This is a genomic window from Paeniglutamicibacter sp., assembly GCF_046714615.1.
GTDB lineage: Bacteria > Actinomycetota > Actinomycetes > Actinomycetales > Micrococcaceae > Paeniglutamicibacter.
Genome location: NZ_JBKKAP010000073.1, coordinates 1 through 13663 on the forward strand (window position 1 = coordinate 1; position 13663 = coordinate 13663).

Annotated in this window: 10 protein-coding genes and 1 pseudogene; 3 read left to right on the top strand and 8 right to left on the bottom strand. The window is 69.8% G+C overall.

Annotation, left to right across the window (positions count from 1 at the left end):
- Together ACLQ7E_RS07870 and rsmI are read right to left on the bottom strand one after the other, a co-directional pair.
- Positions 1 to 517, bottom strand: a 517-nt coding sequence (locus tag ACLQ7E_RS07870) for an aldehyde dehydrogenase family protein (RefSeq protein WP_411732023.1), incomplete at its 3' end; no start/stop codon positions are given.
- Between the two features lie 148 nt (positions 518 to 665).
- On the bottom strand, positions 666 to 1514 hold the full coding sequence (gene rsmI / locus ACLQ7E_RS07875; RefSeq protein WP_411732024.1) for a 16S rRNA (cytidine(1402)-2'-O)-methyltransferase: 849 nt from the start codon (positions 1512 to 1514) through the stop codon (positions 666 to 668).
- Positions 1515 to 1579: 65 nt separating this feature from the next.
- Between rsmI and ACLQ7E_RS07880 the strand changes: the two genes are divergently transcribed.
- Together ACLQ7E_RS07880 and ACLQ7E_RS07885 are read left to right on the top strand one after the other, a co-directional pair.
- Complete coding sequence (locus ACLQ7E_RS07880; protein ID WP_411732025.1) at positions 1580 to 3187, top strand: dolichyl-phosphate-mannose--protein mannosyltransferase; 1608 nt, start codon at positions 1580 to 1582, stop codon at positions 3185 to 3187.
- A 44-nt stretch (positions 3188 to 3231) separates the two neighbouring features.
- Positions 3232 to 5109 carry an AMP-dependent synthetase/ligase gene (locus ACLQ7E_RS07885; protein ID WP_411732026.1) on the top strand — a complete coding sequence of 626 codons (1878 nt, stop codon included), beginning with the start codon at positions 3232 to 3234 and terminating at the stop codon, positions 5107 to 5109.
- A gap of 102 nt (positions 5110 to 5211) precedes the next feature.
- On the opposite strand, the gene ACLQ7E_RS07890 is transcribed toward ACLQ7E_RS07885, so the two are convergent.
- The 4 genes from ACLQ7E_RS07890 to ACLQ7E_RS07905 form a co-directional block, all read right to left on the bottom strand.
- On the bottom strand, positions 5212 to 6615 hold the full coding sequence (locus tag ACLQ7E_RS07890) for a TIGR01906 family membrane protein (RefSeq protein WP_411732027.1): 1404 nt from the start codon (positions 6613 to 6615) through the stop codon (positions 5212 to 5214).
- A 247-nt stretch (positions 6616 to 6862) separates the two neighbouring features.
- A complete protein-coding gene (gene ahcY / locus ACLQ7E_RS07895) occupies positions 6863 to 8329 on the bottom strand; it encodes an adenosylhomocysteinase (RefSeq protein ID WP_411732028.1) in 1467 nt (488 codons plus the stop codon).
- 18 nt (positions 8330 to 8347) lie between these two features.
- Positions 8348 to 8539 (bottom strand): hypothetical protein, encoded by a 192-nt coding sequence (locus ACLQ7E_RS07900; protein ID WP_411732029.1) that lies wholly within the window; start codon positions 8537 to 8539, stop codon positions 8348 to 8350.
- A gap of 10 nt (positions 8540 to 8549) precedes the next feature.
- Positions 8550 to 8948, bottom strand: a complete 399-nt coding sequence (locus ACLQ7E_RS07905) for a DUF3499 domain-containing protein (RefSeq protein WP_411732030.1) — start codon at positions 8946 to 8948, stop codon at positions 8550 to 8552.
- A gap of 96 nt (positions 8949 to 9044) precedes the next feature.
- Here ACLQ7E_RS07905 and ACLQ7E_RS07910 point away from each other — a divergent pair, with 96 nt between their 5' ends.
- Positions 9045 to 9560 carry a metallopeptidase family protein gene (locus tag ACLQ7E_RS07910; RefSeq protein WP_411732031.1) on the top strand — a complete coding sequence of 172 codons (516 nt, stop codon included), beginning with the start codon at positions 9045 to 9047 and terminating at the stop codon, positions 9558 to 9560.
- Positions 9561 to 9591: 31 nt separating this feature from the next.
- On the opposite strand, the gene ACLQ7E_RS07915 is transcribed toward ACLQ7E_RS07910, so the two are convergent.
- Together ACLQ7E_RS07915 and ACLQ7E_RS07920 are read right to left on the bottom strand one after the other, a co-directional pair.
- A complete protein-coding gene (locus tag ACLQ7E_RS07915) occupies positions 9592 to 11475 on the bottom strand; it encodes a DUF5719 family protein (protein ID WP_411732032.1) in 1884 nt (627 codons plus the stop codon).
- Positions 11472 to 13663, bottom strand: a pseudogene (locus tag ACLQ7E_RS07920) (glycosyltransferase family 2 protein); the annotation flags it as partial. The gene ACLQ7E_RS07915 and the pseudogene ACLQ7E_RS07920, both read right to left, overlap by 4 nt.

The window sequence follows — 13663 nt, forward strand, 5'->3', positions numbered from 1 at the left end:
CCTTGCGTGTGGCCATGGCGAGCGGGAAGTTCCAGGGCGTGATCAGCAGGCAGGGCCCCACGGGTTTTTTCTGGACCAGGATCTTGTTCTTGCCCTCGGGGGTGGTGAGGTAGCGGCCGTAGTCGCGGACGGTCTCCTCGGAGAACCAGCGCAGGAACTCGGCACCGTAGGTGACCTCGCCACGGGCCTCGGCCAGCGGCTTGCCCATTTCCAGGCTCATCAGCAGCGCGAAGTCCTCGGCACGAGCGGTGACCAGGTCGAAGGCGCGGCGCAGGATCTCGGCGCGCTCACGCGGTGCGGTGAGCGCCCACGTGGACTGCACGGCATCCGCCGCGTCCAGGGCTGCCATGGCGTCCTCGGAGGTGGCGGAGGCCAGGGTGGCCAACTTCAGCCCGGTGGCCGGATCCAGGACGTCGAAGGTTCCGCCGTCGGAGGCTTCACGCCATTCGCCATTGATCAGCAGTCCGGTCGGGACGGAGGCCAGTAGCTCGGCTTCGCGCTCGGGGGTAATGGTCATTGGGGCGTTCTCCCTTGAACAGTGGGGTGTTGCGAAAATTGCGGGTTCTTGTTGGTCTCCACGCTAGTGCCGCGGCAAGTCACTGTAAATTTCTATCTGCACTATGACGCAGCCCCCGTTTTGTGCAGGTACCCCATGCGCGCCGGTGTTAGGCGCGGGCCTCGAGCACCGCGGCGTAGAGCTCGCGCTTGGACACGCGCTCGGTCTCGGCCACCGCAGCCACCGCTTCCTTGAGCCGCAGGCCCTCGGAGACCAGCTGCTGCACCTGGGCCACGTGGTCCACCGCGCGGGCAGGTTCCCCGGCGGGCGCACCGGCGATGACCACGGCGATCTCGCCGCGGACCTCGCCCTCGGCCCACACCAGCAGCTCGTCGAGGCTCCCGCGGATCACTTCCTCGTACATCTTGGTCAGTTCGCGGGCGATGGCGCCCTTGCGTTCGGACCCGAAGGCATCGCGCAGCGCGCGGATCATCGCGTCAAGACGGTGCGGGGCCTCGAAGAAGACCATGGTGCGTTGCTCGGTGGCCAGGTCCTGCAGGCGCTTGGTCCGCTCCCCCGCCTTGCGCGGCAGGAAGCCCTCGAAGGTGAACCTGTCGGTGGGCAGCCCGGAGAGTGCCAGTGCGGTGAGCACCGCCGAGGGGCCGGGCACGGCGGTCACGGTCACGCCCGCGGCAACGGCGGCCTCGACCAGCTTGAATCCGGGGTCGGAGACCGCGGGCATGCCGGCGTCCGAGACCACGAGGATCGTGGCCCCGCCTGCAACCAGTTCCAGCAGCTCGGTGAGCCGGTGGGTTTCGTTGTGTTCGTGGTAGCTGATCAAGCGCCCGGGCACGCGGACGCCGAGGCCCGTGGCAAGGTGCAGGAACCTGCGGGTGTCCTCCGCCGCCACGATGTCAGCGCTCTTCATCAGCTCGATCAGGCGTGGGGACGCGTCGGAAAGGTTGCCAATGGGGGTTGCCGCCAACACGATCTGGCCCGGGGTTTGTTGAGTTTCCACGCACCAAGCCTACTGCCCGCGCGCGCCGCCGGATCCCGGCGGCGGCCGCCGGTAGAGTGTTGACGGTGACTACCGCTTCCACGCAGAGACTTCGGCGCTGGGTTGTCCCGCCGGCCGGCGCCTTCGGGTTCGAGGCCCTGAGGGACCGTTTGGTGGGCCCGTTGCACCGGGCCGGGATCTGGGGATGGATCGTCCCGCTTGCAGTCACCGTGCTCGCGGCGGTGCTGCGATTCACCAACCTTGCGCACCCGCACCTGCTGATCTTCGACGAGACCTACTACGTCAAGGACGCCTACACCATGATGCAGGCGGGCCATGAGCTGGAGTGGGGCGATGAGCCCAACGAGGCCTTCATCGCCGGGAACCCGGAACCCAAGGACAGTGCCTCCTTCGTGGTCCATCCCCCGCTGGGCAAGTGGTTGATCGCCGGTGGGATGTGGCTGTTCGGCAGCGACAACGGGCTGGGCTGGCGCTTTTCCGCCGCACTCTTTGGCACCCTCGCGGTGCTGCTGTGCGCGCTGGTGGCCCAGAAGTTGTTCTCCTCGGTGCTCCTGGGCGGCGTGGCCGGCCTGCTGGCCGCCATCGACGGGCACCAGCTGGTCATGTCCCGCACCGGGCTGCTGGATATCTTCCTGATGTTCTTCATCCTGGCCGGGTTCTTCGCCCTGCTCCTTGACCGCTTCCACGGGCGCGAGAAACTGGCCCGGCTCCTGTCCACCGCGGACGGGGCCCGCCCCGCCGACAGGCTGCTGGCCTACGGCCCGTGGCTATGGTGGCGGCCGTGGCGGCTGGTTGCCGGGGTGATGCTCGGGTGCGCGGCCGGGGTGAAATGGTCAGCGCTGTCCTTCATTGCCGTCTTCGGGCTGATGACGGTGCTCTGGGACCTCGCGGCCCGGCGCCGCGCAGGAATCCGCCACTGGATCCTCGCCGGGCTGACCCGCGACGGGATCCCTGCATTCCTGCTCATCATCCCCACGGCCGTCGTGGTGTACCTGGCCACCTGGACCGGCTGGCTGCGCTCGTCCGACGGGCGCTACCGCCAGTGGGCGGCGGAGAACCCCTCGGAGACCTGGGGCTGGGTCCCGGAGGTCTTGCGTTCACTGGGTGAATACCACCGGGCTGCCTACGCGTTCCACGAGGGCCTGGGCTCGCCGCACGGCTGGGAGTCAACCCCGTGGAGCTGGCTCTTTGCCGGGCGCCCCGTGCTCTTCTTCTACGAGTCGCGCACCAATGGCGAATTTGGGTGCACCTCGGCAGATTGCGTGCAGGCGATCACCGACCTGCCCAACCCGGTCTTGTGGTGGGCCGCGACGCTGAGCCTGCTGCTGGTTCTCTTCTACTGGATCGGCGCCCGCGACTGGCGGGCCGGCGCGATCCTCTCGGCGCTGGCCGCGGGGTTCCTGCCGTGGTTCGCCTACCCGGACCGCACCATGTTCTTCTTCTACACCCTGCCCTTCGCCCCGTTCATGGTCCTGGCGCTGAGCTACGTGCTGGGCAGGTTCCTGCCCTCGGACCGTCTGGTGCCGTGGCACCGGCGCAGGCTGCTGTGGGGCGTGGGGGCCTTCCTGGCGTTGGTCGTTGCCGTCTCCGCATTCTTCCTGCCGGTGTGGACCGGGGACATGGTCACCTATGACAATTGGCGCAACCACATTTGGATGCCCAGCTGGGGATAGGGCCCGGATTGCTGGCGCGCAACATAAGCTATGGCCCAGAGAACATGCCGAGCACCCACGGGAACCCCCACACCATGCGCGAAGCCAGCACCCAACTCATCAAGGACCTGCCGAAGGACTTCAACACCACCGACTTGCTGGTGGACCGCCTGAAGCGAGGAAACGACGCACCGCTTTTCAGCGTCAAGCGCGGTGAGTCGTGGATCGACGTGGCCACCGCAGACTTCGTGTCCGACGTCCGATCGCTGGCCAAGATGTTGCTCTCCGCCGGGATCACCCCGGGGCAGGGCATCGGGATCATGTCCCGCACGCGCTACGAATGGGCGCTGGCCGAGCAGGCGATCTGGTTTGCCGGCGCGGTGTCGGTTCCCATCTACGAAACCAGTTCCCCGCACCAGGTGGCATGGATCCTTGAAGACTCCGGGGCACGCCACGTCTTCGCCGAGGATCCGGCGTGTGCACGGGTCATCGGCCAAGCCGCCGGCTCCCTGGGCGAGGAAGTCACCGTGTGGAGCTTCGAGCAGGAAGACTCCCCCGCGCCGGCCGGCATCCCTTCAACCGGGCTCCGGAAGCTGGTGGCGGCGGGTGCCGGCAGCGGCGTCGCCGACGAACAGGTCGAAACCGCAAGGACTTCCGCCGGCCTGCGGGACATCGCCACCCTGGCCTACACCTCCGGCACCACCGGAAGACCCAAGGGCTGCATGTTGACCCATGCGAACCTCTCCCTCGTTGCAGTGAACCTCGCCCCCCACCTTGCCCCGGTGCTGGGCTCCCGTGGGCGGACCCTGATGTCCCTGCCGCTGGCACACGTCCTGGCCCGTGCCATCCAGCAGGTCTGCGTGCACGCCGGATCAACCGTTGCCCACGCACCCTCGGCCTCCACCCTCGTGCAGGACCTGGCCGCGGTGCGGCCCGGCTTCCTGCTGGCGGCGCCCAGGATCATCGAAAAGATCCGCGCCACCGAGGCAGCCACGGCCCAGGCGGCCGGCAAGCGACGCCTCTTCGCCCAGGCGGAGTCCGCGGCCATCGAATATTCCCGGAGCGCCGATGCCCGCGCCCGCGGCCTCACCTCGCGCCGCTCCCCGGTTCAGCTGGCCAGGCACTCCCTGTTCAACAAGGCGCTGTACCCCAGGCTGCGGGCCGCGCTGGGTGGCCGGGTGCGCTATGCGATGTGCGGCGCCAGCGCGTTGAACACCGATCTGGCCCACTTCTTCCGCGGCGCCGGCGTGGGCCTGCTGGAGGGCTACGGACTCACCGAGACCACCGCCCCTGCAACCGTGAACATTGCAGGGCACCTGCGCGTGGGTTCCGCGGGCATCCCCATCCCGGGAACCACCATCCGCATCGCGCCGGACGGCGAGGTCCTGGTCAAGGGCATCGGGGTGTTTGCCGGGTACCGGCACAACGCACAGGCCACGGCGGAGGCCTTTGACGACGAGGGATTCTTCAGGACCGGCGACACCGGGACGCTGGACGAGGCGGGGTTCCTGAGCATCACGGGCCGCAAGCAAGACATCCTGCTGACCGCCGGCGGCAAGAACGTGGCACCCGGGCCGCTGGAGGAAATCATCCGTGCCTCTCCCCTGGTGTCCCAGGTGGTCGTGGTGGGCGAGAACCGCCCGTTCGTCGCCGCGCTGCTGACCCTGGATCCCGACGGGCTTGCCCCGTGGTGCCGGGCCAACTCGCTGCCGGTGCTCTCGGGTGCCGCGGCCGCGGCGCACCCTCGGGTGCTCGCCGAGATCCAGCTGGCGGTGGATGCTGCAAACGCCACGGTGTCCCAGGCCGAGGGCATCGAGAAGTTCGTGGTCCTGGACCGTGAGTTCACCGAGGAGTCGGGACACCTGACCCCCACCCTGCAGGTGAAGCGGGCCAGTGTCATCCACGACTTCGGCGCCCTGATCGAGCAGCTGTACCGGCGCTGAGCAGGGCTGCACAAACAGCGATTCCCGGGTGTTTCCCGGCCTCGGTTCCGAGGCCGGGAAACACCCGGGAATCATGTGTGGTTGGCCGCTCGGCCGGGAGTGCTACAGCCCGAAGACCCGCTTTTCCTGGCGCAGGCGCGAGCCCTCGCGGCGCTTGGCCGTGGGCCAGGTGGCGAACAGGGTCACCAGCGCGGTGATGACCACGAGGCCGGCGATGCCGATGGCAGCGTCGATCCAGAATTGCGGCGGGTAGAGCCGGATCAGCGTGTCGGAGTAGTTGAACGTCCAGGTGCCGCTGGCGAAGAAGATCTGGTGGAACGTGGCGAAGAAACTGTCCCAGCCCAGGATGGCCAGGGTGGTGAGCCCGGCCAGCAGCACCAGGGTGGCGACGGATCCTACAAAGAGCCCGCGGCGGATGCCGCCGGCATAGCGCTTGCCCAGGTAAACCAGCGCAATGAGTGCGATGACGCCCAGGATGGCCCCGCCCAGGTAGGTGAAGGACATGACGTTCTTGACGTCGGCCATGTGCTGGACCTCGGTGCCCAGGAAGAGCGGGTTGCCGTTGGGGTCCCTCAATTCGCCCAGGTACCGGTTGTCGGCGACGTTGTTCAGGAAGTCCACGCCAAAGGACCCGTAGGTCAACCTGTCGGCGGTGGTGAACCCGAAGCCGTCGGCAGGGAAGCCGGGGCGCTGGTAGGCGATCCAGAGGAAGACGGGGCTGGCGACCAGTCGGATGGCGAGGATCAGCAGCACGAATGGGTAGGCGATGGCCAGCAGCACCTGCAGGGTGCGGGCCAGCGGCGGCTTGGCTTCCAAGGCGGCCTCTCGGGCGGCCCGGCGTTCGCGGGCTGCGGGGGTCGGCTCGGGTACCGGGGTGTAGGCGCCGAAGACGCGGCTTCGTGCCTCGGCAATCGCGGAGGCGGTTTGCGGTGTTGCCGGGGCCACGGGGCGCAGCATGGCGCGGGTCTTGTCGTCGGTCGGCGCGGCGGCGGATTCGGCCCCTGCCGGGGCTGGCGACATGTCAACCTTGGTGGTTTCGGTATGTGGTTCCACCGGGATCTTGGCGATGATGTCCTCGATCTCCTCGGGCTCTTCCGCCTTCGACTGTGCCGCCGGCTTGGCCGGGACTGCCTTGGAGGGAGTTGCCTGCGCGGAGGTTGCCTTCGCCGGGTCGGCGGGCTTCAGGGGCGCAGCGGCGGTCTTGGCCGGGGCCGGCGTTGTTGCGGCCGGGGCCCGTGCCGGCTTGGCCGGTGCGCCCACGGGTGCAGCCTCGGTCGTTGCGCCAAGCTTCACGGCCGGCGCCACAGGGGCCTTGGCCTCGGCGGCCCTCTGCGTGGCGGCCGCCCGCGAGGCGACCAGCGAGGCCTCGATCTTGGCGGCAGCGGACGCGGCGGCAGCGCTCAGTGAGCCGGAGCGGGCTTCCGTCGTGACCTCGACACCGGGTACAGCCGGTGCGGTCGCCGACGTTCCCGGCTTGCCGGTCTGCGGTTCGTCCTGCTCAGCCATGCTTCTCCCTCAAAACTCTGACATGCGGTGCGCTTGCGGTGCGGGGCACAACGGGCCACCAACACCCACTGCCAAGCACAGTCCTAAGACTATCGAGCCAAGGGTTCACCCATGGCCCACCAGCGCGTTTCGGGTCCGCGTGTCGGTCCCGTGACTCACCGACTCCCGCCGGCAACCACCTGGCGCGGCGGCCGGCGGGAGTCGATTGCGGCGAAGGGCGTTGCTTCGGCGGCTGCATCCCAGGGTGCTAGTAGCGGTACGGCTCCGGCTTGTACGGACCGGCGACGTTCAGGCCCAGGTACTGCGCCTGAACGTCCGTTAGCTCGGTCAGCTCGACGCCCAGGGCAGCGAGGTGCAGGCGGGCTACCTTCTCGTCCAGGATCATGGGCAGAACGTAGACGGCGTTCAGATACTCCCCGTTGCCAGCCTTGGTGTACAGCTCGATCTGCGCGATCACCTGGTTGGCGAAGGAGTTGGACATCACGAAAGACGGGTGCCCGGTGGCGTTGCCCAGGTTCAGCAGGCGGCCCTCGGAAAGCACGATGATGGAGCGCTCCGTGGCGGTCCCGGCGCCGAAGATCCACTCGTGCACCTGCCCCTTGATCTCGACCTTGACAACACCCGGGAGCTCGGCGAGCCCCGCCATGTCGATTTCGTTGTCGAAGTGCCCGACGTTGCCGACGATGGCCTTGTTCTTCATGCCCTGCATGTGTGCGACGGTGATGATGTCCTTGCCGCCGGTGGTGGTGACGAAGATGTCGCCCTGGGCCAGCACGGTTTCCAGGCGGGCGACCTGGAAGCCGTCCATGGCCGCCTGAAGTGCGCAGATCGGGTCGATCTCGGTGACGATGACGCGGGCGCCCTGGCCGCGCATGGCCTCCGCCGCGCCCTTGCCAACATCTCCGTAGCCGCAGATGACCACGACCTTGCCGCCGATCAGCACGTCGGTGGCACGCATGATGCCATCCGGCAGCGAGTGGCGGATGCCGTACTTGTTGTCGAACTTGGACTTGGTGACCGAGTCGTTGACATTGATCGCCGGGAAGAGCAGCGTGCCGGCGGCGGCCATCTGGTTCAGGCGCATCACCCCGGTGGTGGTCTCCTCGCTGACACCCAGGATTCGCGAGGCGATGCGGGTGAACTTTCCGGTGTCGCGGGCCAGGGAGGCGCGCAGGGTGTCAAGCACGATCGCGTGCTCGTGGCTTTCGGCGGACTCCGGGCCGGGCACGGCGCCGGCGGCCTCGTACTGCATGCCCAGGTGCACCAGCATGGTGGCGTCCCCGCCGTCATCCAGGATCATGTTGGGGCCGAGCTCAGGGTCCTGCTCGGCTCCCGGCCAGGAGAGGATCTGCTCGGCGGTCCACCAGTAGTCCTCGAGCGATTCGTTCTTCCACGCGAAGACCGGGACACCCGCGGGGTTCCCGGGGGTGCCGGTGCCCACGACCACGGCGGCGGCGGCCTCGTCCTGGGTGGAGAAGATGTTGCAGGAGGCCCAGCGGACCTGCGCGCCGAGGGCGACCAGTGTCTCGATGAGCACCGCTGTCTGCACCGTCATGTGCAGGGAACCCGCAATGCGCGCGCCCGCCAGCGGCTGCGCTGCGGAGTACTCCTCACGCAGCGACATCAGGCCCGGCATTTCGTGCTCGGCCAGGCGGATCTGGTGGCGTCCTGCCTCGTGGAGGGACAGGTCGGCGACCCTGAAATCGATGCCCATCTCACCCACCCCCTGGCCCTAGATCTTCGCGGGGATGATGGTGGCCTCGGGGGCCAACATGAGCGGGATCCCCTCGACGATGTCGTAACTGTAGGTTTCGCCGTTGGCCCCGGTTCCGGTGGACACCAGCGTGTCCCCGTGCTGGACGAGGGTGGAGCCGGTGACCGGGCAGCGGAGTTGGGCAGTGAGTTGGGCTGAGAGATTCGACATGGAACCCAGTTTAGGGCTCCATGTTCCCTTCGCGCAGCACGCGCAGGTGCCGCCGCGTCATGCCCTGCCCGTTGCCCGGCTCGATGGCCGGCGGGGAGGTGCGTGGCGCCGGGACCTCGGCGGCGGGGGCCGGTGAGGCCTGGACGTCGTTTTCCCGCACCGCGTTGGCCAAGGCGTAGAGGTCGTCGTTGCGCAACCGCCCCTGCTCGGGCAGTGCCAGGCGCAAGACTTCCCACCCCAACGGGACGGTCAGTCGCTGCGCATGGAGCTCACACAAGTCGTAGCAATGCGGTTCCGCGAAGGTCGCCAAGGGACCGAGCACCGCCGTCGAGTCGGCGTACACATACGTCAGGGTGGCGATGGCCGGCTGGCGGCACGCCGAACGTGAACAAAGTCTGGATGATCCCACGGTTACACAGACTACCGCAGCACAGCGGCGCTTCGGCGGCGCACCGCCGTGGGGCAGGCGGATCCCTGTGGGCCCTCGTGGCATAGGCTTGGTGTCATGTCCGGAAAACTGTCGATCGATTTGGACGGGCGCGATCCGGCCTCGCTGCACAGCGGGGAGAACCGGGGCTTCGCCGCCCGCAAGCGCAACCGGCATGGACGCGGCCGGCGCGGGCCCATGATCCTGGCGCCGCTGCCCGGGGCGCGAACCCGTTCCGAGCGTTTCGAGGACCTGCTCGTTGAATCGGCCGAGCGCCTCGCCGACCGCTGGGGCGACCGGGTGACGTCCATCGACTTCCGCATCATGCTGGTCCCCGCTGCCAAGGTGCTGGCCCGTGCGCAGGCCGCAGGGACCCGGGTGCCGTGGGCGACCAACCGCTCGGCGCGGCCGGGCCACCCCGAACGCATCACGCTCTACCGCCGCCCCATCGAGGAGGCGTGCATCCACGGTCCCGAGCTGCTGCCGGAAATGGTGCACATGTCGATCGTGGAACAGCTGGCCGATTTGTGGGCCATGGACCCGCAGGCCATCGACCCCGAATACGGGGTCTGGGGCACCGGCCCGAACGACTAGATGACGACTGGGTCGCCTGGACGCCTCACGCTCAGTCGCGCAGCACGACCTGGACGCCCTCGCGTCCCAGGGCCGCATCGCTGACCGGCACCGCGGCGATGCCGAAGGCGCCGTCATGGAGGACCGCGGCAGCGTAGCTGGGGGCGCCGGTGGCCGACAGTACCAGGGCAGTGGCGCCTGCGCCGAAGTCGGATGCCGTCAGGGCGACGGACTTGCCGCCCGCCAGTTCGATCTTGCGCGTTGCCGAGAGCTTGCCGTCGGCGCCCAGCGAGCGCACGGAGACCGTGGCGGTGTCCTCGGGCGCATTGAGCACCACCGTGGCCCTGCCCAGGGGCGGGAGCACCAGCAGGTGTTCGCTGCCCAGCCGGTTGGCGGCCGGCGCCCAGGCCAGGTCGATGGGTTCGTTGGCCTTGGTGCCGCGCACCATTTTCACGCTCGCGCTCACCGCCGAGTCGCCCTCGATCACGATCGTGTAGTTCCCGGCCGGAAGCCCGCCCAGGGGCATGCGCGCGGTGGCATTGGAGGCCACCACCACTTCCCCGCCGCCGGGGATGGCGACCTCGCCGGCCGGGCCCAGTGCCCGCACCTTGACGGTGGCGCCCTCGGCGGAGGTGGCTGCCAGCACCACTTCGGCGGTGGCATCGGCGTTTGCGGCGGGCTTGCTCAGCTCTCCGGCAAGCTTGGGGCTCAGGATCGCGACCCCGGGGATGACCTGGGTGTTGTTGGCGGTTGCCGCGGCGCCCAGGTAGTCCAGGCCGCCCGGGACCAGCCCGCGCAGCGTGCTTTGCTGGATGGTGGCGTTGATGCGGCCGCCGGCGGAGGTGACCTTGGCCGAGAGGGCCTTTTCGTTCGGTGCGTACCCGGCCAGGATGACCGACTTGGACTCCCCCGGGGCCACTGCCAGCGCGGAGAGGCTGGGAGCGGAGATCATGCCGTCGGCGCCGCGCAGGTCCACGCGGACCTGGGCGACTGAGGCCGAGGGGTTCACGAGGTTCAGCACCGCTGTCGAGCCGGGCGTGGTCACGGCCCCGGTGAGCCAGGATTCGGATGAGGGTGCGGCGCAGCCCGCTGCGGCTAGTCCGGCCAGGTCCCCGTCCGCGGCGGAGTAGGAACGCACGGCGGAAACCAGGGACTGGACCCCGCCCAACGGCTGGGCGTGCACCGTGAGCGACTCGGCGTAGTTGGTCACCGGGCTCGGTGACCCCTTGCGCTCGGAGGTGCCGTCGGCACCGGCGCCGGTGGCCCGTTCGGCCTCGGCGGCGGGAAGGCGCGGGGCGATGGTTTTTTCGACGCCCGCATCGTTCCTGAGCATTTCGGTGCCCGGGATGCGGCCCGCGGAATCGGAAAGCACCGCGGCGCGCACGCCCGTCTTGGCATTCTTGGAGGCAGGGGCGAATTCCGGGTCGACCCCGGATCCTGCGCCGGTGAACAGCTTCATCGTCGAGGGGCAGCTGGCCAGCGCGTCGCCTGCGGGCAGCGAGGTGACGGCGACATCGGTGCCGGTGGCGGCGGTGGCCGGCGGGAACACCGAACCGGCGGCGATGGCCGCGGCGCCCAGGCACAACACCCCGACCGAGCCCAGCAGCCCCAGCGTCCTGCCGCGGGTCTTGGTGCGTTGGCCGCGGACCGGGGCAGCCGCCTCGGCCTTCGGGCTTTTCCCCGGTCCGACGGTTTTGTCGTCTTTGTCATCGGCCTTGGCCGGCTCCGCGGAGGCAGCGGGCGCGGAAGGCTCAACGGCCGCGGCCGCGGTGTCCTTTTCGCCGGGTTCCGGGGCCCGCGGCGCGGCGGCGACGGGACCCGGGACCTGGTCCTGATCCTTGGGCAGTGCCGCCCCCGGCGCCAGTCCCGCGGCCTCGCGGGCGGCCTGGGCTACGCGTTCGGCCTCTCGGCGAGCCTTGCGGGAATCGTTTTTCACTTCTTCTCCTTGGCGTGGGCGGCAACGTGTCCGCGGTCGAGCTCGTCGATGCTTTCCGCGTTGCCGCGGGTGCGGTATTCATCCAGGCGGCGCGCGGCAAAGCGGCGGCTGCGCGGGATGGGAATGACCAGCAGCAGGGCCAGCAGCAGCACCACGAGCTGGGCGATGGCCACGGGCACCTTGTAGGGGCTTTGGTAGTGCAGTTCCAGGGTGCCGCCGGCGGCACCCAGTTCAAAGCCTTGGGCCCATTGCGCGGTCTCGACACCGGTCCCGGTGGCGTCGGCGACCGTTCCGGCGTCGGCGCCCACGGCGAGGCGTTTCAGCGGCACCCCGTCAAGGGTTGCGCTCCAGCCCGCATCGGCGCGTTCGGCCATGGCCAGCACCCGGCCGGGATCGCCGGGTTCGATGGCGGCGCCGGAGACTTCCCCGCGGTGCGAGGGCAGCAACGCCACAGTCTTCTCCCCCGCCACGATCCGCACGCGGGAGGTGGAGTCGGTGGTGTTGTCCACGCCCGGGATCTTGGCCAGCGGTTCCACGCGCCACAGCCATCCGGACTCGGTCTGTCCCACGGGGATCAGGCCCGGTACCGCGTCGAGGCGCGCGACCAGTGCCGACGCCGTCGCCCGGGAATCCTGCAGCACCACGAACCCTGTGCCCAAGGCGGCAAGTTCCTCGCGCGGGTCCAGGGCAGAGTCGGAGACCAGGGTCGCCACGGATTGTTCGATGAGCCGCTCGGCATCGTCGGATTCCCGCATGGCCGGGGCCAGCAGGTTGCCGATGAGGCGGTTTGCGGAGGCGGTCTGGGACAGGGCGTCGGCGGTTGTGCCGGCCCCGTTCATCAGGGCTGCGCTCACCGCCCCGTCGCCGTTCTGGGCCAGCACCAGCGTGCGGTCCTCGTAGTCCCCCAGCCCGCGGTCCGCCGCGGTGGCAGGAAGGGTCCGGGCACCAACTGCCTGAAGGGAGCTGGTGGTGCCCAGGTCGGTTCCCGCGGCGGCCTCGGCGGGTGCGGGGTTCTGCGCCATGATCCAGTTGCCTCCCGCCACCAGGACGGAAACGCCCAGCAGTACCGAGGCCCAGGCCAGCGTGCCGGTGGCAACGCGGCGCGCACCCGACGTGGGCGGGGCCAGCGGCTCCCGCTCGCCCCGGAACACGGAGATCCCCAGGCCCGCGGCGAAGAGCAGGGCCAGGACGAAGAAGGAGACGAAGGGGCCGTTGAACGCGGTGACGAAGGTGTCCCCGGCCACGGCGGAGGGCACCAGCGAGGCGCCGTACCCGGCGGCGAGCATCAGCACGCCGCCCAGCCACAGCGTGCGGGCCAGCGGGGTCGAGCCGCTCCGGGCTCCGGCAAAGAGGCCGGTCAGCGCGAAGGCCAGCAGCGGGACCCCGACCAGCAGCACCAGCACCAGGGACCACGGACCGGTGGGCAGGAATCCGAATCCGGCCGGGGTGCCCAGCGGGTCGAAGGCGGTGGGGAAGCCAAGTCCCTGGGCCCACAACGGGGCCGGGGCAAAGGGCAGGGCCAGTCCCGGATCGGTGAGCAGGGCGCGGGGGTTGCGCAGGGCGGCAATGACCAGCGGCAGGTGGAAGACCAGCATCGGCAGCGGAACCCACCACAGGGTCTTGGCCCGCGAGCGCAGCATGATGGCCGCGAGGATGATGAGCACGACCAGGACCAGTCCCACGGCAGGGGAACCGGCGGCGATGGGCACCAGCAGCAGGGCCGCAGCGGCCGTGGCGGTCCAGGAGGGAACCGCTCCGACGCCGGGGCGCGAGGCGGGGCGCGCTTGGGATCCGCGGCTGGATCGGAAGTCGACCCCGGCGCCAACCGAGCGCAGCAGGGCCAGCAGGAAGAGCGGTGCCAGCACGTGCACCAGCACGCTGCCGGTCCGGCCGGAGGCCAGGGAAACCTGCAGTGCCGGGGCCAGGCCCCAGAGCAGGGCGCCGACCATGCGGGCGGCACGCGAGCGGGTGACGGCGCCCAGCCCCAGCCAGGCGGCCAGGGCGGCCAGCGGCATCGCCAGCAGCGTCAGCACCACGGCCGCGGCGTTGGCGTTTCCGCCGCCGGCCAGCGACGTGAGCCAGTACAGGTAGTCGATGGGGTCCCCGCCGGCCGGGCGTGCCGCCCCCAGGGTGGGCCCCCCCCCGGGGGGGGTGGTGATGAGCTCCGAGGGCCCGGGGGGGGTCGGGG